Annotated in this window: 19 protein-coding genes and 1 pseudogene; 19 read left to right on the top strand and 1 reads right to left on the bottom strand. The window is 40.5% G+C overall.

Going from position 1 to position 24,243, the window contains the following annotated elements; all coding sequences use genetic code 11:
• Positions 1–7: 7 nt before the first annotated feature.
• Positions 8–976, bottom strand: a complete 969-nt coding sequence (locus B6F02_RS00390) for a Gfo/Idh/MocA family protein (RefSeq protein ID WP_080145430.1) — start codon at positions 974–976, stop codon at positions 8–10.
• A gap of 212 nt (positions 977–1,188) precedes the next feature.
• Here B6F02_RS00390 and B6F02_RS00385 point away from each other — a divergent pair, with 212 nt between their 5' ends.
• From B6F02_RS00385 to mef(A), 19 genes and pseudogenes are all read left to right on the top strand, one after another.
• Positions 1,189–2,043 (top strand): M15 family metallopeptidase, encoded by an 855-nt coding sequence (locus tag B6F02_RS00385; protein WP_080145429.1) that lies wholly within the window; start codon positions 1,189–1,191, stop codon positions 2,041–2,043.
• A 33-nt stretch (positions 2,044–2,076) separates the two neighbouring features.
• Complete coding sequence (locus B6F02_RS00380; protein WP_080145428.1) at positions 2,077–2,715, top strand: glycoside hydrolase family 73 protein; 639 nt, start codon at positions 2,077–2,079, stop codon at positions 2,713–2,715.
• Positions 2,712–3,401 carry a hydrolase gene (locus B6F02_RS00375; protein WP_080145427.1) on the top strand — a complete coding sequence of 230 codons (690 nt, stop codon included), beginning with the start codon at positions 2,712–2,714 and terminating at the stop codon, positions 3,399–3,401. The genes B6F02_RS00380 and B6F02_RS00375 overlap by 4 nt, the downstream gene beginning before the upstream one ends.
• Before the next feature lie 87 nt (positions 3,402–3,488).
• A complete protein-coding gene (gene pbp4 / locus B6F02_RS00370) occupies positions 3,489–5,543 on the top strand; it encodes a penicillin-binding protein PBP4(5) (RefSeq protein ID WP_080145426.1) in 2,055 nt (684 codons plus the stop codon).
• A gap of 138 nt (positions 5,544–5,681) precedes the next feature.
• Positions 5,682–7,019 carry a hemolysin family protein gene (locus tag B6F02_RS00365; RefSeq protein WP_080145425.1) on the top strand — a complete coding sequence of 446 codons (1,338 nt, stop codon included), beginning with the start codon at positions 5,682–5,684 and terminating at the stop codon, positions 7,017–7,019.
• Between the two features lie 110 nt (positions 7,020–7,129).
• Positions 7,130–7,657, top strand: coding sequence for a DUF2179 domain-containing protein (locus B6F02_RS00360; RefSeq protein ID WP_080145691.1), 528 nt, complete (start codon positions 7,130–7,132; stop codon positions 7,655–7,657).
• Between the two features lie 65 nt (positions 7,658–7,722).
• Positions 7,723–8,841, top strand: a complete 1,119-nt coding sequence (locus B6F02_RS00355) for a 5-(carboxyamino)imidazole ribonucleotide synthase (RefSeq protein WP_080145424.1) — start codon at positions 7,723–7,725, stop codon at positions 8,839–8,841.
• Positions 8,842–8,920: 79 nt separating this feature from the next.
• Positions 8,921–9,577, top strand: a complete 657-nt coding sequence (locus B6F02_RS00350) for a GntR family transcriptional regulator (protein WP_080145423.1) — start codon at positions 8,921–8,923, stop codon at positions 9,575–9,577.
• A gap of 330 nt (positions 9,578–9,907) precedes the next feature.
• Complete coding sequence (pcrA, locus tag B6F02_RS00345; RefSeq protein ID WP_143745151.1) at positions 9,908–12,142, top strand: DNA helicase PcrA; 2,235 nt, start codon at positions 9,908–9,910, stop codon at positions 12,140–12,142.
• A 34-nt stretch (positions 12,143–12,176) separates the two neighbouring features.
• The gene (gene ligA, locus B6F02_RS00340) at positions 12,177–14,189 is read left to right on the top strand and encodes an NAD-dependent DNA ligase LigA (protein ID WP_372924825.1); all 2,013 of its coding nucleotides are present in this window, start codon (positions 12,177–12,179) and stop codon (positions 14,187–14,189) included.
• 22 nt (positions 14,190–14,211) lie between these two features.
• On the top strand, positions 14,212–15,381 hold the full coding sequence (locus tag B6F02_RS00335; RefSeq protein WP_080145420.1) for a CamS family sex pheromone protein: 1,170 nt from the start codon (positions 14,212–14,214) through the stop codon (positions 15,379–15,381).
• A 29-nt stretch (positions 15,382–15,410) separates the two neighbouring features.
• Positions 15,411–15,716 (top strand): Asp-tRNA(Asn)/Glu-tRNA(Gln) amidotransferase subunit GatC, encoded by a 306-nt coding sequence (gene gatC / locus B6F02_RS00330; RefSeq protein WP_080145419.1) that lies wholly within the window; start codon positions 15,411–15,413, stop codon positions 15,714–15,716.
• Positions 15,716–17,182 carry an Asp-tRNA(Asn)/Glu-tRNA(Gln) amidotransferase subunit GatA gene (gatA, locus tag B6F02_RS00325; RefSeq protein ID WP_080145418.1) on the top strand — a complete coding sequence of 489 codons (1,467 nt, stop codon included), beginning with the start codon at positions 15,716–15,718 and terminating at the stop codon, positions 17,180–17,182. Before gatC ends, gatA begins: the two co-directional genes overlap by 1 nt.
• 2 nt (positions 17,183–17,184) lie before the next feature.
• The gene (gene gatB, locus B6F02_RS00320; protein WP_080145417.1) at positions 17,185–18,618 is read left to right on the top strand and encodes an Asp-tRNA(Asn)/Glu-tRNA(Gln) amidotransferase subunit GatB; all 1,434 of its coding nucleotides are present in this window, start codon (positions 17,185–17,187) and stop codon (positions 18,616–18,618) included.
• 45 nt (positions 18,619–18,663) lie between these two features.
• Positions 18,664–19,683: a diacylglycerol kinase gene (locus tag B6F02_RS00315; protein ID WP_080145416.1), complete on the top strand. Its 1,020-nt coding sequence runs from the start codon at positions 18,664–18,666 to the stop codon at positions 19,681–19,683.
• Between the two features lie 85 nt (positions 19,684–19,768).
• Positions 19,769–21,154, top strand: a complete 1,386-nt coding sequence (gene rlmD, locus B6F02_RS00310) for a 23S rRNA (uracil(1939)-C(5))-methyltransferase RlmD (RefSeq protein ID WP_080145415.1) — start codon at positions 19,769–19,771, stop codon at positions 21,152–21,154.
• Between the two features lie 47 nt (positions 21,155–21,201).
• Positions 21,202–22,125 (top strand): alpha/beta fold hydrolase, encoded by a 924-nt coding sequence (locus B6F02_RS00305; RefSeq protein ID WP_080145414.1) that lies wholly within the window; start codon positions 21,202–21,204, stop codon positions 22,123–22,125.
• A gap of 99 nt (positions 22,126–22,224) precedes the next feature.
• Positions 22,225–22,323: pseudogene (locus B6F02_RS11200) on the top strand (phosphomethylpyrimidine kinase); the annotation flags it as partial.
• 655 nt (positions 22,324–22,978) lie between these two features.
• Positions 22,979–24,205, top strand: a complete 1,227-nt coding sequence (mef(A), locus tag B6F02_RS00300) for a macrolide efflux MFS transporter Mef(A) (protein ID WP_080145413.1) — start codon at positions 22,979–22,981, stop codon at positions 24,203–24,205.
• The last annotated feature ends 38 nt before the right edge of the window (positions 24,206–24,243 follow it).

The following is a 24,243-nucleotide window of genomic DNA, read 5'->3' as shown; positions in this document are numbered from 1 at the left end:
TTTGAGTTTATTTATCTGTCAGATCCATTCCCCAAGCCTTTGCAGCTTGGTCCATTAAGTCGGTTACGTCTTTTGTCAGTTCGATATAGGATTGATTTTCTTGATTCAAAAGAGTTTCTGATAAAGCTTCGACTTCATATGCCAGTGCTGATCCGGAGTCACCCGCTTCAACGACTTCGGTTGTGCCGTCCGGATAAGTGATGACGGCTTTGTCTGCTCTTGGATAGTTTAGTGCAGTGATGTAGGCATTCTCGCAGACAATGACGCCTTGTTTCGGCATTTTTCCTCTAAAGGATAGAGAGACAGTTGATAATTCATTCTGCTCGTTTTTCATTTGTATGGTACTCATTTCATCAACGCCCGTTTCATAAAGCTGAGCCAATGTCTGAAGCGTTGTCGGCTGGCTGCTTAAGAAATAGCGGACAAAGCTTAAAGCGTAGACACCAATGTCCAGCAACGCACCGCCACCCAGCTCTTTATTGAAAAAGCGCATAGACGGATCTGTATCTTTCAGACTTCCGAACATAGCATTGACCATTTTCAGCGCTCCAAATTCTCCAGACTCAATGCGGGCTTTCAGTTGTTGATAAAGCGGCATATGGTAAATCGTCATCGCTTCTGCAACGATCAGATTCTTTTCTTTTGCCAGTTCCAGTACTTCATTCAATTGATCAGCGTTCATCGTTATAGCTTTTTCGCAGAGAACGTGCTTGCCGGCATTCAGCACCATTTTGATATTTTCCGCATGATGACTATTCGGTGTAGCTAAGTATACGATATCAATATCCGGATCGAAACAAAGCGCTTCATAATGACCGTAAGCTTTCGGTACTTGATACTGATCTGCAAACTCTTGTGCTTTCTGAAGTGTTCTTGACCCAACTGCGACCAGCTCTGCTTGTTCTGACTGAAAAGCAGCAGCGAAGTCATGAGCGATGCCGCCTAATCCAATAATACCCCACTTGATTTTCTTCATCTTTACTCCTTCTTTCTAATTTATACTGTTTTTTTAAAGTGTTCCTTCCCTACCAATTGACAAATTTCCGATAGAAAGAGGCATTACTTTTATTATATCAAAAAAATGGCGAAACCGTTTAAAAAAGTTTAGATATTCATGAGGACTTTGTTATAAGCCGTTGCGTTATGGTAAAATAAGTGCAGTTAGAGAGACAATAGGAGATTTTTAGTATGAAAAATAAATGGACCATAATACCAGCAAGCTTACTGCTTCTGACGGGGTGTGCTCAAGAACAAAACAAAGCAACTGAGCCAGAACAATCCAATGAGCAATCTACTGGACAGACAGAAACAGCAACGAATGCAAATGAATCAGGACAGTCAGAGTCTGGAACAACTGAATCGTCGAATCAAGAAGAACCTTTATCAGCAGAAGAACAAAAGCATGCAGCACTGATAGAAGCATTGCCTGAAGATGCAAGCTCGACAGACTGGAATCTGATTCTTGTCAATAGAGAGAATCCATTACCTGAAGGATATGAAACAAATCTAGTAGAAGTAGAGCCGCAAAAAGAAATAGATGAACGAATTGTTGAACCCTTTCAGAACTGGGTCGCAGCTGCAAAAGAAGCAGGATATCAGCTCTACTTTGCATCAGGATACCGCTCTGTAGAAAGACAGCAGAACAACTATGACCGCAGTGTAAATAATTATATGAAAGAAGGATACTCAGAGGCTGAAGCAATTGAGAAAACGGAAGAGTATATAGCTGTTCCCAGAAGCAGTGAACATCATACAGGGTTAGCCGTCGATATTGTAGATCAGGAGTGGATCGCTTCTGGGAAAGGACTGATTCCGGAGTATGACACACAACCTTCCCAGCATTGGCTGGAGGAAACAATGGCTGACTACGGATTTATATTGCGTTATCCTGAAGGAACAAGCGATCTGACAGGCATTAATTACGAATCCTGGCATTTCAGATATGTCGGAAAAGAAAATGCTCAGTATATAGTTGAACAAGGCTTGGTTTTAGAACAATATATTGAATTGTTAAAAGAAAGAGAAACAAGTACTCAAGAGTAGCCTATTAACGGTTGACCTAAGGAGAAGATCGGCGTGCCGAAAAAAAAGAGAAAAAAGCGTAACCGCAAGCAGCATCCGCTTATGCTGATGTTGAAAATCGGATTAATCGCAATCATCTTTTTTGTGTTTTCAATCGCCTTTATGGCAAAGCAATTGCTGGATAGACCAGAAGGCGTATTCATTAGCTATGAGCAGCAATTCATTGAGAAAGCTGCTGAAAATGCCATTTTACTGGAATCGACACATGGCATACGGCCCAGTGTAGCAATTGCCCAAGCTATTTTGGAATCAAACTGGGGGAAAAGCGAGTTAGCACAAGAAGAACAGAATTATTATGGAATCAAAGGGTATGGTAATGAAGAAAAATATGTGACTAAAGAATTTGAGAACAATGAATGGATTGAGATTGAAACAGAATTCAGAACCTATGATTCAATGAAAGCATCTATGGAAGATTATGCTGATTTGCTAAGAGATGGGACAGAATGGGACGAAAATTTATATCAAGAAGTGATCGAAGCGCCGACATATGAAGCATCAGCAGAGGCATTGAAAACGGCAGGCTATGCGACAGATCCTGAGTATCCCGAAAAGGTCATCTCATTGATTGAAGAATACGATTTAGATCAATATGATCGAGAAAATAGAATAAAAGAGGGTACAGATACATGACAAAGAAAAAAGAGATGCCGCTCGTTCAGACTAATCTGCGTAAAGACTATATTGCTGTTCCGGATGTGATCAGAGAAGCCAGCGGAATCAATATTAATGGCAAACGATTCAAAGCGCTTCTGTTTACAACGGATATTGCCATTATTATGAACAATAATGCAGATGCGATCATGGCAGTATACCCCTTTACACCTCACCCAGCTATTATTGAAGCTATCACTTCTGTCTCGACAATTCCAGTAATGGCGGGAGTGGGAGGCGGTACGACTCAGGGGCCACGTTCAGCTAATATGGCGCTGTTTGCTGAATCGCACGGCTGCCTTGCGGTCGTTGTTAATGCGCCTACTCCGGTTGATACGATCGAAGCCATCAATGAAGTCGTCGATATCCCGATCATTATGACAATTGTTTCGGAATACACTGATATCGATGAACGATTAGCAGCTGGAGTAGATATTTTAAATGTCTCAAATGCAGGGAACACAGCAGATTTAGTGAGAGAAATCCGACAAAAATATCCGAAACTCCCAATTATTGCAACGGGCGGTCCTACAGAAGAGAGTATAAAAGAAACGATTGAAGCGGGTGCTAATGCTATTACATACACGCCTCCTTCAAATGGGAAGTTATTCAGTAAAAAAATGGATAAATATAGAGAAAAAGAAAAAGACAACTTTGAACAGTAAAGCAGCGGGTTGGATTTGGCTGTCAGCAAGTTAATCAGCAGAATAATACGATAATGGATAGACAATTACTGGAAAGCAGGGGGTAACATGAAAAGAACACCTAATCATTCTTCTAATAAAAGTAAGAAAGTATGGCTGATTCCATTAATCATTGTGTTGGTCATCGCAGTTGCTGTAGGCGGATACTTTGGATATCAAAGCTGGCAGTCCAGTCAAGCAGCCCAAAGACGTCAGGCACAAGCTGAAGATTTAACAGAAGAATACTTAGCAGCACTAAGACAAGTGGATATGGAGAGTTTTGTACCATTATTATCAGAATCCTCAATCAGTGATTCTGCGAATACACGAGAAGAAATCGGAGAACGGTATCAAACGATTTTTTCTGCGATCGGTGCAGGAAATTTAATGGAAACTCAGTCAACATTAACTTTAAACGAAGAAACAGATCAGTATGAATTTTCGTATACCTTGTCAATGGATACGTCACTGGGTAAGTTAGAAGATCTGGAATATCAGACTACTTTCACTGAAACGGAAGAAGAGATGTTTGTCGATTGGCAACCATCACTGATTTTTCCTGATATGGCAGCGGGCGATACCGTCAGAATCGCTTCAGAAGAAGGAGACCGTGGTAATATAAACGATCGCAACGGCAATATGCTGGCAGGAAACGGCAGTGCGTGGCAAGCCGGGTTATACCCGGCCATGCTGGGTGAAGGAAATGAACGACAAGAAAACATAGCAGCCATTGCTGAAGCATTTGAAACAGAAGTCTCTGAATTGGAAACACTGCTGGAACAGTCTTGGGTAACAGAGGAAAGCCTGGTCCCTATAACAGTTGTCCAAGAAGGGGATAGACCTGAACTGACAGGTGTTAGATATACTCAAACAGAAGCGCGTATGTACCCTCTTGGAGAAGCAGCAGCACATTTGACTGGCTATGTCGGTGAAGTTACTGCTGAAGATATTGAGATTAATCCTACTCTGATTACTGGAGACGTAGTTGGAAAAACAGGTCTTGAAGCAGCTCTGGATGACAGACTGCGCGGCAGCAAAGGAGGACGTATTTACATCGAATCAGAGGCTGGCGAAACTAAAACAGTTTTGATAGAGTCTGAAGCTCAGAATGGTGAGAATATCCGTTTGACGATCGATATGAATTTACAGCAAGCAGCCTACGACCAGTTCAATGGTGAACCTGGTTCAGCTGTTGTGATGGATCCTGCATCAGGTGAACTGCTGGTGGCAGCAAGCTCTCCTTCTTATGATCCGCAGTTATTTACGCAAGGAATATCTGCTGAACAGTACGCTGCTTATGCTGATAATCCAGACAGTCCTTTCTTGACACGTTATTCTTCAAGATACGCTCCTGGATCTACATTTAAAATACTAACTTCAATGATCGGACTTGATGCAGGAACGATTGTACCGGAAGAAACTCACACAATTGAAGGTCTGGACTGGCAGCCAGAAGATGGCTCTTTAGGGAATCACGACATTACAAGAGTGAGCGATGCGGTCATAGAAGTCGATCTGCAAGCGGCAATCACGTATTCTGATAATATTTACTTTGCAATGGAAGCATTGGAAATGGGCGCTGATACCTTTTTAGAAGGGTTGACTCAATTTCCATTCGGCGCAAGCATGAATCTGCCAATCAGCATGCAGCCTGCCCAAATCTCTAACGATGGCAGTATCAGTCAGACAGCTTTATTAGCAGATACAGCTTATGGACAAGGAGAAACATTAATGAGTCCGATCCATCAGATATCTTTTTACTCGTCTGTTGTAAATCAAGGCTCCATGACTTTCCCGACGCTTTTACTTGAAGAAACAGAACCAAATCAGTTGACTCCAGTAACAGCGGAATCAGCTCAGATCGTCAGAGAAGCTTTAGTAAATGCAGTCGCAGACGAAAATGGAACTGCACATCCTTTCTCTACTGTACCATTCCCAATCGGTGCGAAGACAGGAACGGCTGAGATCAATCAGGATGGTGAGATTGTCACAAATGGTTTTGTTTACGCGTTTGATGCACAAGATGATTCATTTAGTTTCTTAGGATTTATGGAAGGGAAAGCAAGTGGTGAAGTCGTTGACCGCTTCTTACCGATACTGCCTGAATTAAAAGGAGCAGAGTAAAAGCGGAACAAGTAAAAATGTACAAAAAAGCACAAAACACTCAGTCTATTGTTACACAGACTGATATGTGATATAGTGGCTTTGATTTTGATAAAACAACCTAAAAAAGTTTACGAAAAAAAGGAGAAAAAGAAGAGAATGAATGCTGATCCTGGGAGTATCCAGCCCTTAATTGGGCATGTTTCACTCATTGTATGTTTAACACTTGTCTATGGGGTATTTGCTGCGATTGAAGTTGCACTTTTATCTATGAATCAGACAAGAATCATCGAATTGTCGATAGAAGGTAATAAGAGAGCGAAGAAAGTGCTGAAACTGCTGGAGAGATCGGATGATTATCTGATAGCAGTTCGAACCATCTTAACGCTGACAGCTTTGCTCAGCAGTGCTGTTGCTTCTTTCTACTATACCGATGAATTTGCAACTATTCTGGGGGATTTCGTCTATGCAGATGCCATAAGTATGGTTCTCATTACGTTGCTGGTCGCTTGTTTCGTCCTTGTGTTCGGAGAACAGCTTCCAAAAGCAGCAGCCGCTCAGAATCCAGATCAGACTGCTCTGATGCTTGTAGGGCTTGCCCTTTTTGTCCATAAAATATTTATACCGATCGTTTGGGTATTGAGGACCATTACAAATGGTTTAAAACGAATATTACCATTTGATTTCAACAGCCATGAAGAGACAATGACTCGAGATGACTTTCGTATGTTCCTGGAACAAAGCCACCATCATGAAATCATTGACTTAGAAGAATTTTCTATGTTGAAAGGCGTCTTATCGCTGGATAACAAGATTGCTCGAGAAGTAATGGTTCCCCGTACAGATTCTTTTATGCTGGACTATGAAGATGATAATAAGGATAACATCGATGAAATGCTGAATACACCGCATTCTAGAGTTCCGCTTTATTATGAGGACAAAGACAATATTATTGGGATCGTACATGTTAAAAACTTATTAAAAGCATCGAAAGAAAAGCCGCTATATGAAATTGATCTGAAAGAAATCAGCAATGAAGCACTTTTCGTTCCTGAAACCATTAATATTGATGATTTGATTTTCCAATTAAAACGGACTCAAAATCAAATGGCTATATTGAACGATGAATATGGCGGAGTCGTTGGACTGGTTACATTGGAAGATCTGTTAGAAGAGATCGTTGGAGAAATCGATGATGAGTATGATGAGAGTTACAAGTTGATCGAACAGATAAACGATCAAGAGTTTATTGTCGAAGGTGCAGCGCCCATCGAAAAATTTAATGACTTCTTCGGGACAACGATTGAGTCGGAAGACGTGGATACAATTGCCGGATACTTTATTACAGAATTCGGCAGTGTACCGAGTAAAGATGATGAAGCTTTCTTGAAACTGGAAGATTTGCTGATTCGAGTTGATTCACAGGAAGGGTCAAGAATTTTGACCCTGAGAGTAGAGAAGACTTTCAAGGAAGATCCTTTGGAAGAGTGGGAATAAACAATAACCGTTTAAGCTGAGACAGGTATGACTTGTCTCAGCTCTTATCATATGTAAAACTTTAGATAAAGAAAATAAGGAGAGAGAAGTTAGTGGAATTAGATTGGACTATGTTAGTAACTATTTTTTGTATCAATGTTGTATATGTAACGCTGAATACATTGCGGATGATGCTGACCATGAAGGGATATCAAAAAATTGCTCCTTTTATTGCAATGGTAGAAATTGCAATCTATGTAGTAGGTCTGGGGCTTGTACTGGACAACCTTGATAATGTTGTCAACGTAGCTGTATATGCATTAGGATTCGGTGTCGGGATTTTTGCCGGAATGAAGATCGAAAATTATCTGGCACTTGGATATATTCTTGTTACGACAATTGTTCCGGATAGAGGCTGGGAAATTGCAGAGAAATTAAGAAATCACGGATACGGTGTCACGATTACTCAAGCTTATGGAAAAGAAGGCGACCGATACGTACTAGAGATTCTGACTCCACGTTCAAATGAAAGAGACTTATATGTTAAGATTCATGAAATCGAAACAAAAGCTTTTATCATTTCTTATGAGCCGCGTTATATCAATGGCGGGTTCTGGACGAAGCGAATCAAGAAAAACAAGTTAGCCAATCGAACATAAGCTATGAGCTTGATCAGCGTAATGAATTGTTTGTATATTAGAATCATTAAAGGGGAGTCTTGATCATGAGTGAATGGATTCAACCTGGAAAAACCATCGGCATTATTGGAGGCGGAAGTGTCGCTAGGCTGCTGGCACTTTCTGCAAAAAAAACAGGTTATAAGGTAGGGATATTGGATCCGGATCCAATGTGTTCAGCCAGCAGTATTGCAGACTGGCATTTAAGAGCGGATCTGAACAATGAGAAGGCCTTTCAGGATATCGCAATGAAAAGCGATATTGTCATCTATGAAACGGAAGGATTCCATTCAGATTTCTTAAGGCTGATGAAAAGAACTCTGCCAGTACCGCAAGGAGAGGATCTGCTCTCCATTTCTCAGGACAGAGTGCTTCAAAAAGCTTTTCTAGAGTCAATCAGTATAAATATTGCACCATTTGCCACGATTGTTTCGATAGACGATGTAAAAGAAGCCGTACAAAGTATTGGTTATCCCTGTGTGCTGAAAGCAAATCGGACAGATGAACGGTACAAGGAACATGTTGTTTTGTATGGAGAAGAAGACATTGTGAAAACAAAAGAATTGGTGGACTCAGGAGCCAGTGTTCTGGAAGCATGGATTCCATTTGAACGGGAACTTTGTATCGCCATTGCAAAAGATGCATCAGGGAAGATCATTACTTATCCAGTAACGGAAATGATGTATCGTAAAGACCGTTTCTTTCAAACGGTTGCTCCTGCACGGATCAACCCTGAAATCAGCGAAGAAGTAAAGAGAATCGCCAGAAATACAGCTGAGCACATTGATTTTCAAGGTGTTATTGCTCTTGAACTGTTTACAACTTCGACAGGTTCTCTCTATGTAAACGAACTGGTTGGACACCCTCATCAAGCTTATCACTACACGACTGACTGGGGAAGCTTGTCTCAATTTGATGCACACATAAGAGCTGTCTGTGGATGGCCGCTACCAGAAAAGGTGACCCATCCAGGACCAGCCGTTATGAGATTTTTCAACTATGATCAATTAGATCAGGCTTTTACTCAGGCGCGAATCCAGCAGGACTGGAAGTTTGCATTTTATCAGAGTGATCCATCCGATCCAGATACAGAAAAAGGACATGTAACAATCCCGACAGATAATGTCAATGAACTGCTGATGCTGCTGTCGGATATCGGAATGTAACACAGAACAAAAGAACACTGCAGATGACCTTATGACTAAAGTATTTATATAAAGTAGTCGTAAGGTAAGGGACTGAAGAATGAAAATGTCGAAAACAAAGAAAAGAGAACAAGAAGCTTACCGCTTTATCAAACAAAAAATAGTAAGTAAAGAATGGCTTCCGCAAAAGCACATTCGCGAGCAGGATGTTGCAAAACAATTAGAAATGAGCCGAACGCCGATTCGTAATGCTTTTCTTCAATTGGCAGAAGACCAGCTAATTGAAATAGAACCATACAAAGGGGCAAAAATACTGCCCTTGAAAATTGATTCCAAGGCTTTTCAAGAAAGAGTAGAATTTATTGAATTAATGACGAACCATTATTTTTTCAAACTCGAAAAGACGGAAAAGCAACTGGAGCTGCATCTTTTAAAGCAGCTGCTGCAAAATATGAATGAGTTCAGCAGAGCAGAGGCAATGGACTTTGAGCAGGAGGAGTGGCGGTTTTGGGAAGCATTACTGGAGCTTGAAGCTAACCGATATAGTCGTTCCATGATCCTCAGTGCAGTTAGAGAGATGCTGCCAGAAGAGGGGAAAATCCAAAACGTACTATCTAAAAGCCGGTTGACTAAGTTAAAACACTATAACCAGCTGCTTGAGTATCTTGAAGTACCCAACTATCCTTATGCTCGAAGAGAAATCAGAATTATGTTGAACCAGCTGCTCTTGAATATTATACAAAGTATGAATGAATAGCTGCTTGTAAATCAATCATCTGTTCAACAGCTCATTCAATTTATTTTAGCAAATTTATCAAAGCTTTTTATCTCAAAGCCCAGTTTCTCAAAGCCTATTGAAGAACAGTGTAGTCTAATTCTACAGATCATGGTGATCCCTGCTGTAGAGTTGCTTTACTGATGCTCAATAGGCTTTTTTTTGCTCCTTAAAAAAGCAGCGTAAATCAAGGTTGAATTTTGTTAAAGGAAGTTTAACAGAATTGCAAAGCTGAGCGGTTTGTTCTATGGAAAGCAGGCAGCTTTTTCTGTATAATAAGACAATGTATGACTACCTGAAAGGATGACAATATTGGTACTGCGTAAAGATATATTAAGCGGGATGAATCCCAAACAAAAAGAAGCGGCGGCTCACACAGAAGGTCCGCTTTTAATCATGGCAGGAGCAGGTTCAGGTAAAACGAGAGTATTGACTCATCGAATTTCTTACTTGATAGAAGAACAAAATGTAAATCCATGGAATATACTAGCCATCACCTTCACGAACAAAGCGGCTGCAGAAATGAAAGAACGGGTCTCAAAACTTGTTCAGCAAGGCGGAAGTGATGTCTGGGTCTCTACTTTTCACTCGATGTGTGTGAGAATACTTCGTAGAGAAGCCGATCAGATCGGATATAGTCGTTCGTTTACAATCAGTGATCCAGGCGAACAGCAAACACTGATGAAACGTATATTAAAGAGACAGAACATTGATCCTAAAAAATACAATCCACGAGCAATCCTTGCAGAAATCAGCAATGCAAAAAATAAACTGCAGAACGAAGCAGCCTTTCGAGCACAAGCCAATGATTACTTCAGTAAAATCGTAGCGGACTGTTATGACGATTATCAGCGGGAACTGAGAAATGCACAAGCCGTTGACTTTGATGATCTGATCATGCTGACGGTGCGTTTATTTGAAGAGCACCCTGACGTCTTGAAAACGTACCAAGTCAAATTCCAGTATATCCATGTAGATGAGTATCAAGATACAAACCATGCACAATACAGACTGGTACAGTTGCTGGCAGACCGTCTGCGCAATATTTGTGTGGTTGGAGACGCCGATCAGAGTATTTATGGCTGGCGCGGCGCAGACATGGAAAATATTTTGAATTTTGAAAAGGATTATCCTGAAGCAAAAGTCATTTTCTTAGAGCAGAATTATCGTTCCACCCAGAATATTTTACAAGCTGCGAATCATGTAATTTCCAATAACTTGAATCGGAAAGAAAAGAGTCTGTGGACAGACAATCATGAAGGACCTAAAATCGTGTATTACCGTGCTGGAAATGAACACGAAGAATCCAGATATATCGTACAGCAGGTCAAAGAAGAAATGGAACAGCATCCGGAACGGAAATATGGAGACTTCGCCGTCTTATATCGAACCAATGCCCAGTCAAGGGTGATGGAAGAAACGCTGATCAAAACCAATATACCTTATCGTATGGTCGGCGGACATAAATTCTATGACCGTAAAGAAATCAAAGATATTCTGGCTTATCTTACACTCATTGCCAATCCGGCTGACAACTTAAGTTTCACTCGAATTGTCAATGTTCCTAAACGAGGAATCGGTACTAGTTCAGTGGATAAACTGCTGCTGGCAGCGGAAGAAATGGGCTGGTCTTTATATGAAGCAGCTCTCAATGCACAAATCACAAATATTTCTGGACGTGCGGCAGGGAAACTGGAAACATTTGCGACAATGATTCAAGACTTCAGAAAAATGGCTGAGTACTTGACAGTTACGGAACTAACTGAACAAATTCTAGAGAAGTCTGATTACTTACCCTCTTTGAAAAAGGAGCGTACTTTAGAGTCAGAGGCTAGAGTGGAAAATATTAATGAATTCTTATCTGTAACCCAGCAGTTTGATGATGACCCCCAAGAAGATAAAAGTCTGATTTCGTTCTTGACAGATTTGGCATTGTTGTCTGATTTGGATTCAGTAGAAGAAGAGCCGACAAGTGAGATGACGCTTATGACGCTGCATGCTGCTAAAGGACTTGAATTTCCGGTTGTATTTTTAATTGGGATGGAAGAAGGGGTATTCCCATTGTCCAGAGCACAGATGGACGAAAATGAGTTAGAAGAAGAAAGACGACTAGCTTATGTAGGGATTACAAGAGCTGAGCACAAGCTGTATATTACCAACTCTTTGAATCGGACGCTTTATGGAAAAACGCAGACGAATCTGCCGTCAAGATTTATCGGTGAAATTGATGAAACGCTGCTTGAAAGCATTGAATCTAACAGCTTGAGACCTTTTTCTAATGGAATCAACAGAGGTTTCGGGAATCGTTCAAACGATCGGACAGAAACCAACAAGAAAGTCAGAACCGTTACAGCTCATCCAACCGGAAACAGTGGCGCAGAAACACTGGACTGGAATGTAGGAGACAAAGCGAACCATAAAGCTTGGGGCGTCGGAACGGTCGTTAAAATCAGCGGAACTGGACAAGATCTGCAGCTGGATATCGCTTTTCCGGGAATTGGTATTAAACCGCTGCTGGCAACTTTTGCACCAATCGAAAAAGTTTAATCACTGAAATTGGGAAGGAGCAAGCGAAATGGCAATGGACGAAGCATTCAATCAAGCAAAACAGAGGGTAGATGAACTGATTACGATATTAGATCGTTACAGTTATGAGTATTATGTACTAGATCAGCCGACGATTGCTGACAGTGAGTATGATAAACTCTATCAGGAACTTTTGAAACTGGAAGAAGCCTATCCAACGCTTGTTCAGCAAAATTCACCCACACAGCGAGTAGGCGGAACGCTGCTGCCCGGATTTGAAAAAGTAGAGCATGATCTTCCAATGCTGAGCTTGGATAATGCGTTTGATCTAGAAGGATTAAGAGCCTTTGATCAACGCGTCCGGCAGCTGGTTGACGGGGAAGTGGAATATCAGTGCGAACTCAAAATGGATGGACTGGCGGTTTCCCTCAAATACGAAGAAGGCAGACTGATGCAGGCTGTTACCAGAGGAGACGGCAGAGTTGGTGAGAACGTGACAGGGAATGTACGCACAATAAAAGCTGTACCGTTGACGTTAAAACAACCCGTTACCATCGAAGCACGCGGTGAAATCTATATGCCGAAGTCATCTTTTATTAAACTGAACAGTGATCGAGAGGAACAAGGAGAAGACGTATTTGCCAATCCCCGCAATGCAGCGGCAGGAACATTAAGAAACTTAGATCCTCGGGTCACAGCTTCCAGAAATTTAAACATTTTTCTATATTCCATGGTACAATATGGAACATTGGAGATAGAGACTCAGAGCCAGGCTTTATCCACATTGAATGACCTTGGTCTGAGGACAAATCCTGAGCGTGCAGTCTTTCAGTCAATCGAAGACGTTTGGTCTTATGTAGAAGAATATCAGGAAAAACGAGCGAATCTTCCGTATGAGATTGATGGGATCGTCATCAAAGTCAACCACTTTGATCGTCAAGAACAAGCAGGGTATACCGTTAAAGCGCCTAGATGGGCGATTGCTTACAAATTTCCAGCCGAAGAAAGCAGAACGGTCGTTAATGAAATTGAGTGGTCTGTCGGCAGAACTGGTGTTGTAACGCCTACTGCCATAATGAATCCCGTACAATTGGCTGGTACGACTGTTCAACGAGCAAGTCTGCATAATGTGGATTTGATCAAGGAAAGAGATATTCGGCTGCATGACACCGTCTTTGTACGAAAAGCCGGCGATATTATCCCAGAAGTTATTCGTGTTGATTTCGAAGCAAGACCGGAAAACAGTGAGCCTTGTCAGATCCCCACACATTGTCCGGCCTGCAGCAGTGAATTGGTGCATTTAGAAGATGAAGTGGCCTTGCGCTGTGTCAATCCTAAGTGCCCAGCACAGGCGAAAGAAAGACTGATTCACTTCGTATCCAGAAATGCGATGAATATCGATGGACTGGGAGAAAAAATCGTCATTCAGTTGTTTGAACGACAACTTGTCAAGGATGTTTCTGATCTCTACGGATTAACAAAAGAACAGTTGATGACCTTGGATAAAATTGCAGATAAATCAGCAGATAATCTTCTGCAATCAATCGAAGCATCAAAAACCAACTCCCTTGAACGCCTGCTTTTCGGTTTAGGGATTAAACATGTGGGTTCAAAAGCAGCCAGATTGTTAGCTGAAAAATATGAAACCATTGATACACTGAAAACAGCTGAGCTTGAAGATATCCAATCAATCGAAGGAATTGGAGAAATTATCGCAGAGAGCGTAGCTGCATTCTTTGAACTAGAAGCGGCGAATGAGTTGATTTCTAAATTAAAATCATTTGGGGTCAACACAACCTATACAGGAGTGAAACCGGAAGAAAGATCGACTGTTGAATCGGTTTTCAATGGAAAGACAGTTGTGATCACTGGAAAGTTAGAACATTTTAAACGAAATGAATTAAAAGAATCTTTAACTTTACTGGGCGCCAATGTAACGGGAAGTATTTCTAAGAATACTGATATTCTCATTGCAGGAGCAGATGCCGGAAGTAAACTAACGAAAGCTCAGGAGCTAGATATACCGATCTGGAATGAGGAACAATTACTAGAAGAGATTCCTGATTGAATTTGAAAGAGAGGCAATAAACATGCGTAAAAAATGGATACTGTCCAGCTTAGCCGGTGCAGTACTGTTTCTGACGGCTTGCGAGAGTTTGCCGAACTCAGAAAATACAGGAGAAGAAACGGCAGAGCAAAACGGAGAGAACGGTACGCAGTCAGGACAGGCCAATGATACAGTTACTATAGAGAATCAGATCGACTCCAATTATTATAGACCGCTGATTACTGAAGAAGGAAGTTATGCTCCGAGCAAGAACCGGGGAATAACCCTTGTACTCAACTCAAACGTGAACATTAAGACGTTTGAAGAAGATTTAATGCGGATATCTCATCGCTATTTTTCAACTGAAGATCACTACTTCCAAGAAGGGCAGTTTTTACCGGCGAATCTTGTCAGCAGCTGGTTAAGAAGAGACCGAGAATTGACAGAAGAAGAAATTGAAGATGGCGCAGAAAATCTGGGACTGAATCCACGAGATAACGGCAGTACGGATCCCGAGACGAGAGAGCCCATTTATCTCAGCTCTATACTAGAGCAAGACTACTATGTAGAGACTGAGAATGGTATGGAACTTGCAGGAGTCAGTGTTGGATTGGCGTTGAACTCTGTAGATTATTTCGGAGAAGGCCAACAGCAGGACATTTCTACTGAAGAGCTGATTGAAGAAGGACAGCAGATCGGTAATGAAGTGGTTTCCAGAATGCGTGAGATCGAAGGGTTAGGGACAGTACCTATTATGATCGGTTTGTACGAGCAGTCGACGAGGGATGACTTTGCCGGCGGAACGTATATATCTGAAGGAGTAAGCGAGAATGGTGCGTCAACCGTATCAGACTGGACAGCCATCAATGAAGATAGAAAAGTTTTTCCCATTGAAGGAATGGAAAGTGCAGAAGGGAATGCTTTTGCCAATTTCAAATCTGAAGTAGAAAATTTTTTCCCGAACTTGAGTGGCGTTACAGGCGTCGCACATTATATTGAAGACAATCTGGTGACTCTTCAGATCGATATTATGACGCAGTTTTATGGGAAAGGGGAAATTATTGCCTTTACTCAATATTTGAACCAGGCTGCGAATACGTATCTCCCAGAGAATCTGCCGATTGAAATTAAAGTTGAATCACTCAACGGGATTGAATCTTTCTTAGAAAGAGAATCAGAAGAAACAGAATTTGTTACCCATATTTTTGATTAATGAATAATAATAAAGGAAGGGTTGAGACAATGTCGATCAATGAAGAAACGGTCAAGCATGTTGCTAAACTGGCAAAACTTGAGTTTCAAGAAGAAACTATCCATGGATTCACAAAAGAACTGGATCAGATTATTCAAATGGTAGAACAGCTGGAGGATTTGGATACTACTGGAGTGGAAGGAACCTACCACGGCATAACTCATCATAGTGTTCTGAGAAAAGATGAAGCGAAAAAAGAGTTTGAAAGAGATGACCTTTTTGCCAATGTAAAGACAAAGCAAGATGGATTTATTAAGGTACCGGCAATCATGGACAACGGGGAGAGTGGCGCATAGTGAATATATTAGATCATACATTAGAAGAACTGCATGAAAAACTAGTGAACGGTGATCTGACTTCTTTACAAGTGATTGAAGCCGTCTATAAAAGAATAGAAGAAACAGAAGCAAACATAGGTGCTTTTTTAGCATTAAGCAAAGAAGAGGCATTGAGCCAAGCTCGAGCAATGGATGAAGCTGGGATTGATCCCAAAAATATTTTAAGCGGCTTGCCAATCGGAATTAAAGACAATATCGTAACAAAAGGTGTTACGACAACAGCTGCATCAAAAATGCTGGAAGACTTTGTACCCGTTTATAATGCCACAGTCGTTGAGAAGTTAACGGAAGCTGGAATGATTTCTGTTGGGAAACTTAACTTGGATGAGTTTGCAATGGGCGGATCTACAGAAAACTCTGCCTTTAAAATAACCCGTAATCCATGGGACCTTTCTAAAGTTCCCGGAGGATCTTCTGGAGGATCAGCAGCAGCTGTTGCAGCTGGACAAGTTCCTGCTTCACTGGGCTCAGATACAGGCGGTTCAATCAGAGAACCTGCAGCTTTTACAGGAATTGTAGGAATGAAACCGACTTACGGACGTGTATCTCGTTATGGATTGATTGCATTCGGGTCAAGTTTGGATCAAATTGGCCCCTTCACTCGCACTGTTAAAGATAATGCACTCGTTTTAAATGCCATCAGCGGACATGACCGCCGGGATTCTACCTCTTACGAAGGAGCGACCCCTGATTTCACTCAAGGAATCGAAGAGGGCGTCAAAGGAATGCGAATCGGCGTACCAAAAGAATATTTCCATGAAGAGGCAAAAGAAAAGGGCGTCGTTGAGTCTGTCAGAGCAGCGCTGAAAAAGTATGAAGAGCTTGGAGCGGAAATCGTAGAAGTCAGCTTGCCGCACTCTAAATACGGAATTCCTGCCTATTACATCATTGCTTCTTCTGAAGCGTCCAGCAACCTGCAGCGATTTGATGGTATTCGCTATGGATACCGCGCAAAAGAGGTTAACAGCCTGGAAGAATTATATGTAAAATCACGTTCGGAAGGATTTGGACTAGAAGTCAAACGAAGAATTATGCTGGGTACATTCTCATTGAGTGCCGGTTTCTACGATGCTCACTTTAAAAAAGCAGCCCAGGCAAGAACGCTGATTCGTCAAGATTTTGAAAAAGCATTCGAAAAAGTCGACTTCCTAGTTGCGCCGACAACGACAACGACTGCCTTTGAGTTAGGCGGAAAAATTGAAGATCCGTTGGAAATGTATCTGGCAGATATCTTAACAGTTCCTGTCAATTTAGCTGGTGTCCCAGCAGTATCAATCCCTTGCGGATTCTCAAATGATATGCCTGTTGGAATGCAGTTGATTGGGAAACATTTTGACGAACAAACGCTTTACCGGGCTGCATATGCATTTGAACAAGTAACGGATTTTCATAAACAAAAACCATTATTCAAGGGAGGAAAATAACAATGAATTTTGAAACAATTATCGGTTTAGAAGTACACGTAGAACTGAAAACAGATTCTAAAATGTTTTCTCCCTCTCCTGCGCATTTTGGTGCTGAACCAAACAGCAATACGAATGTTATCGACTGGGGGTACCCTGGGGTCTTGCCAGTTGTGAATGAGCGAGCGGTTGAATTCGGTATGAAAGCAGCGCTTGCTTTGAACTGTACGATTACCCAAGATACTAAGTTTGATCGAAAAAACTATTTCTATCCAGATAACCCAAAAGCTTATCAGATTTCACAGTTTGATCAGCCGATTGGCCATGATGGATGGATCGAGATCGAAGTGAACGGTGAGAAAAAGAAAATCAGAATTGAACGGGTTCACTTAGAAGAAGATGCTGGAAAAAATACTCACGGTACAGATGGATACTCATATGTGGATTTGAATCGTCAAGGTACACCGCTGATCGAGATTGTATCAGAAGCAGATATGCGTTCTCCTGAAGAAGCTTACGCATACTTAGAAGCGCTGAAACAGATCATTCAATTCACCGGCGTTTCAGATGTGAAAATGGAAGAAGGATCTATGCGCTGTGATGCTAATGTTTCATTACGCCCATATGGACAAGAAGCGTTTGGAACAAAAGCTGAACTGAAAAACTTGAATTCTTTCAATTATGTGCGAAAAGGATTAGCACATGAAGTCGTTCGTCAAGAAAAAGTGTTAGTAGCTGGCGGAGAGATTCTGCAAGAAACCAGACGCTATGATGAGACCACTGGACAAACAATCCTGATGCGTGTCAAAGAAGGATCAAGTGATTACCGTTACTTCCCTGAACCGGATATCCCACGATTAGTTATTGAAGACGAGTGGATAGAAAATGTTCGCGAGTCACTGCCGGAAATGCCGAAAGAGCGTCGTATTCGCTACGTTAAATCATTCGGCATTCCAGAATATGATGCTGAAGTTTTAACAGCTTCAAGAGAAATGTCAGACTTTTTTGATGGAACAGTCCAGCATGATGCTGATCCTAAACAAGCCTCCAACTGGTTGATGGGAGAAGTTTCTGCTTACTTGAACAGCGAGAAACTGTCGCTTGAAGATACAGCATTGACACCAAAATCACTAGCAGAAATGATCAATTTGATTGAAGATGGAACGATTTCTTCTAAAATTGCCAAAAAAGTATTCCGTGAATTAATTACTAACGGAAGCGATGACGTAGAATCGTTAGTAGAAGAAAAAGGATGGGTACAATTAAGTGATCCAAATAAATTGCGTCCAATTATCAATGAAACATTAGATCAGAATGAACAGTCGATCGAAGATTACAAAAATGGTCGTGACCGCGCAATCGGCTTCCTGGTTGGCCAAATTATGAAACAGACCCGTGGACAGGCCAACCCTGGTGTTGTCAACAAATTATTAAAAGAAGAAATCGAAAAGAGATAAACAGAATACAGTCGCAGAGACTGTGTATAGGGGGAACTCTAAGATATGAGAAAGAGAGCAAGAGTTATTTATAACCCGACTTCAGGGAGAGAGCAAATCAAAAAATCTTTACCTGATATTTTAAAGGTTTATGAAGATGCAGGGTATGACACCAGTGCTTATTGTACAACAACCGACCCATTGAGTGCTCGAAAAGAAGCTAAAAGATGTTCAGCAGATCAATTTGATCTAGTCGTCGCAGCCGGCGGAGACGGAACCATCAATGAGGTCATCAATGGAATTGCAGAATCTAAGATTCGTCCCAAAGTAGCCATCATTCCGGCAGGGACGACGAATGATTATGCTAGAGCACTTCATATCCCAAGAGGCAATCTAGTCGATGCAGCCAAAGTAATCGGTAAGGATCAGTCTGTCTTCATGGATATTGGAAAGGTAAGCACTGAGACGGAAGAACGGTATTTTATGAATATTGGTGCAGCGGGTTTTCTTTCAGAAGTATCTTACGAAGTTCCTGCTAATATGAAGTCTTTATTTGGTTCATTAGCTTATTTTGCTAAAGGCGCAGAGCTGCTTCCAAGAATTGGAAAAGTACCGGTTCGTATTGAGTATGATGATGGCGTCTATGAAGGACAGGCTTCTATGGTCTTTGTAGCATTGACCAATTCAGTCGGCGGATTTGAAGATATAGCCCCTGACAAAACACTAGGCGATGGTAAATTCACCCTCATTATTGTCAAAGCAACTAATTTGGTTGAGATTATGCGACTGGTGACACTGTTGATGAATGATGGCAAGCATGTCAACAGTCCGAGTATCGTCTACACCAAAACCAGCAAAGTGGTAGCAGAGACTTTAGGTGATAAAAAACTGATGATCAATATTGATGGCGAGTATGGTGGAAATGCACCTGCGACCTTTATCAACTATCGTCAGCATATCGAAATGGTTGCCGACTTGGACGGTATGAAACTGGACATTGACACCAGAGATCCGTCTATGGAAGAAAAAGAGACTGATTTTATTCAGCTAGTTTCGAAACTAGAAGAGCAAAATCAACAGGAGTAAATAGACTTGGTAGAGAGCGTACAGGTAGCAGATTCTGTACGCTTTTCAACTTTCAACGAGAAAGAGATAAAAAAGGAGTATACTATTGGGAAAACAATCTAACAAATGGACAGCACCCGTATCAAAAAACAAGGACTATACAGGAATCATTGAAGACTTAACACATGAAGGACTAGGCGTCGTTAAAATCGAGAACTTTCCTATCTTTGTTGAAGGAGCTTTGCCGGAAGAAGAAGTTGCCTTCAAAGTTGTAAAGGTCGGCAAAAAATTCGGATACGGAAAATTGACGGAAGTCATCACTCAAAGTCCTGACCGTGTAGAAGTCATGGATAAAGTGTATGCTCAGACTGGAACCATGCCTTTGCAGCATCTATCCTACGATGCACAACTGAAATTTAAGAAAGATCAAGTGGTTCGTGTATTTGACCGTATTGCTAAAATGCCCGAAGTTCCCATTGCTGATGTGATTGGAATGGAAAATCCTTATGGGTATAGAAACAAAGCTCAGATTCCCGTTCGTAAAATCGATGGCAGAATGCAGACTGGATTCTTCAGAAAAAATAGTCATGACTTGATTCCGCTTGAGGATTTTGTGATTCAAGATCCAAAAATCGATGAAGCCGTTGTGGCTGTTCGAGATATTTTAAAGAGATATCATATCAAACCTTACGATGAAGAAAATCATAAAGGGGATATTCGTCATATTGTGGTCAGAAGAGGCTACTATACAGGTGAATTAATGGTTGTTCTGGTAACAAGAACGAGTGACCTTTCAAGAAGAAATGAAATCATCGAAAGTATCAAAGAAAAACTTCCTGAGTTAGTCAGTCTGATCCAGAATATCAATCCTGACAAGACAAATGTCATCCTGGGATCTGATTTTAAAGTTCTTTTTGGAGAAGATGGATACCATGATACATTACTAGGAGATACGTACTTTATTTCTCATCAGTCTTTCTACCAAGTCAATCCAGTCCAAACACAGAAACTCTATCAGACAGCAATTGATTTTGCTGAGCTGACAGGAGAAGAAACGGTTATTGATGCTTATTGCGGTATCGGGACATTGACATTAGGTCTCGCCAAAAAAGCTAAACATGTTTATGGACTGGAAATTGTTAATACGGCGATTAAAAATGCCAACAGAAACGTTCAAGTCAATGATGTGTCTAATGTTTCATTCAAAGTAGGAGCGGCAGAAGACTTGATGGTCGAATGGACAGACCGTAATGAAAAAGTAGATGTGCTGGTCGTTGACCCTCCTAGAAAAGGGCTGGCAAAAGAATTTATTGATGCCGTCTTAACGATGAAACCAGAAAAAATGGTCTATGTCAGCTGTAATCCGGCAACTTTGGCACGAGACTTGAAACTGCTGCATGAAGGCGGCTATGAAGTGCTGAAAGCTCAGCCAGTCGATTTGTTTCCACAGACACATCATGTGGAGAGTGTAGTATTGATGTCACGAGCGTAAACGAAGTGTATTAATAATTATATTGTAATTAGATAGTAGGTGAAATTATGATTACTAAAAAAATTAAATCTAAGCGAGATGGACTGGAGCTCGAACTTGCTATTATAGAGCCAAGCTCTAATCCTATTGGAATTGTTCAGTTAGTTCATGGAATGTCAGAACATAAAGAAAGATACTACGATTTTATGAATTACTTAGCTCAAAACGGTTATGTCTGTGCGATTCATGACCATAGAGGTCACGGAGCTAGCGTTAAAGACTCATCTCACTTAGGATATTTTTATACAGAGGACAGCTCTGTTATTGTTGACGATGCTTATCAAGTGACAGAATACTTAAAAGAAAGATATCCTTCGTTAAGTATTTCAATATTTAGTCATAGCATGGGCACTCTTGTTTCTAGAAATTATTTAAAGAAATACGATTACGAGCTTGATAAAATAGTTTTATGTGGGCCACCAACTGAGAATAAATTAACGGGATTTGCAGTATTTTTAGCAAAAATAAGCAGTGTTTTTTATGGCAAATATAAGCCCAATAAATTTTTAAATTCTTTATCAGTCGGTCAATATAGCAAGGGATATGAAAGCCAGCTAGATTGGATTTGCGCTAATCCAGACACAGTCAAGGAATACGATGCAGATCCGCTTTGTGGTTTTATATTTACTACAAATGCATTTATCAATCTTTTTAAATTATTAAAATCAGCGTACAATGGCAAAGACTGGAGACCAAAAAACACTGCTTTACCAATATTTTTAATAGCTGGAGAAGATGATCCTGTTATTCAAGGAAACGAAAAGTTTAAGGGTTTAGAAGGATTCTTAAAAAGTCTTGGATATAAAAACATTAAAAGCAAGCTTTATAAAGGTATGAGACATGAAATACTTAATGAAAGAGATAAAGAAACTATTTATCAGGACGTGCTAGAATTTTTACGCTCTGATACAAATAAAAAAGAAAAGATTTAGAAGCAATTAACTTTTTTAATATTAAGGAGCAGATAGGATAGTATATTTTTCATGAACAGGTAACAATGAAAACAAAGCGAATGATAATGAGCATAGTAAAAAAATCCAAATTTAGTGAAAGCGGAACTTTATAACTGGAAGTTAGAAAGCAAAGAAATAAATCAAGTATATAAGTTAGCTAGTAAGCTTGTAAGCTGACAACTCTCAGTTTGTCGAGGTAATACCTTTTAACGACAACTTTAAGCTACCGTTAAAAGGTTCATAGATATATTCCCACATACGAGGCTTTTGAGAAATATTAAACTTTATCCATACTGACCACTCAAGCCATGTAGAGTGTGTTGCCTTGATGTCTAGGGTGGAGAAATAGGACTATTCAAAACATTGATAAATAAAGGGTTTTCAAGATTGGAAGATTTTCTGCCTGACATCTGGCGGTACCTTTTAGCCTTGAAGATCCTTATTTTTATTTTTTTTAGGAATTTTAAAGTTGCTTATAACGACTTGTTGTGTTAAAATATACGCTGATACAAATAAGAATTTAGGAGGAACCGAAACTATGACAGCCTCAATGCGTTTAAGATAAGCCGGCAATAAAGAAAGCAGAATCTATCCCCGATGATAGGCTTTTTTGTTGTGCTTATTTATACGATATTGAGCATTCATTAGTTACGGTGAGGATATAGGTTATTTAACTATACCTTTATTTAACTATGTCTTTAATATGAATGTTTCCAAATTGTATGTATGCAGACCAAAAGCCACATTGTGGAGTTTGGCCTGCATTTTTTATTGCCTAGAATGCTATTCAAAATAAAAATTCAAGCAAAATAATATGCAGGAGATAATATAAATGGAAAAATACAACAATTGGAAACTTAAGTTTTATACAATATGGGCAGGGCAAGCAGTATCGTTAATCACTAGTGCCATCCTGCAAATGGCAATTATTTTTTACCTTACAGAAAAAACAGGATCTGCCATGGTCTTGTCTATGGCTTCACTAGTAGGTTTTTTACCCTATGCGGTCTTTGGACCTGCCATTGGTGTATTAGTGGATCGTCATGATAGAAAGAAGATAATGATTGGTGCTGATTTAATTATCGCAGCAGCAGGGGCAGTGCTTGCTATTGTAGCATTGTATATGGAGCTACCTGTCTGGGCGGTTATGGTAGTATTGTTTATCCGTAGCATTGGAACAGCTTTTCATACCCCAGCACTCAATGCGGTTACGCCGCTTTTAGTACCAGAAGAACAGCTGACGAAATGCGCAGGCTATAGTCAGTCTTTGCAATCTATAAGCTATATTGTTAGTCCGGCAGTTGCAGCACTCCTTTACTCCGTTTGGGATTTAAATGCTATTATTGCCATCGATGTATTGGGTGCTGTGATTGCATCTATTACGGTAGCAATTGTACGTATTCCTGAGTTGGGTGATCAATTGCAAAGTTTGGAACCAAATTTCATAAGGGAAATGAAAGAAGGAATTGTCGTTCTGAGACAAAACAAAGGATTGTTTGCCTTATTACTTTTAGGAACACTATATACATTTGTTTATATGCCAATTAATGCACTATACCCTTTATTCAGTATGGAATATTTTAATGGGACACCGATGCATATTTCTATCACCGAAATTGCGTTTGCCTCTGGTATGCTGGCAGGAGGCTTGATATTAGGAAGATTGGGAAGTTACGAAAAGCGTGTACTATTAATAACGGGTTCATTTTTTATGATGGGAGCTAGTTTAGCCATTGCAGGATTACTTCCTTCAAATGGATTTGTAATGTTTGTAGTCTGCTGTGCAATAATGGGGCTTTCGGTGCCATTTTATAGCGGTGTGCAAACAGCTCTTTTTCAGGAGAAAATTAAGCCTGAATATTTAGGACGTATATTTTCTTTGACCGGAAGTATTATGTCATTCGCTATGCCGCTTGGCTTAATCCTTTCTGGGTTTTTTGCTGATAGAATCGGTGTAAATCATTGGTTTTTACTATCAGGTATTTTAATTATTGGCGTTGCTATCGTTTGCCCGATGATGACCGAGATTAGAAAATTAGATTTAAAACAAAATTCATAGGAGGGACATATTTATGTATTTAATTTTCATGTAATTCT

The sequence above is a fragment of the Marinilactibacillus piezotolerans genome, assembly GCF_900169305.1.
In the GTDB taxonomy this organism is placed as follows: Bacteria; Bacillota; Bacilli; order Lactobacillales; family Carnobacteriaceae_A; genus Marinilactibacillus; species Marinilactibacillus piezotolerans_A.
The sequence above is the reverse complement of the archived record's forward strand: the minus strand, read 5'-3'. Positions and strand labels throughout refer to the sequence as shown.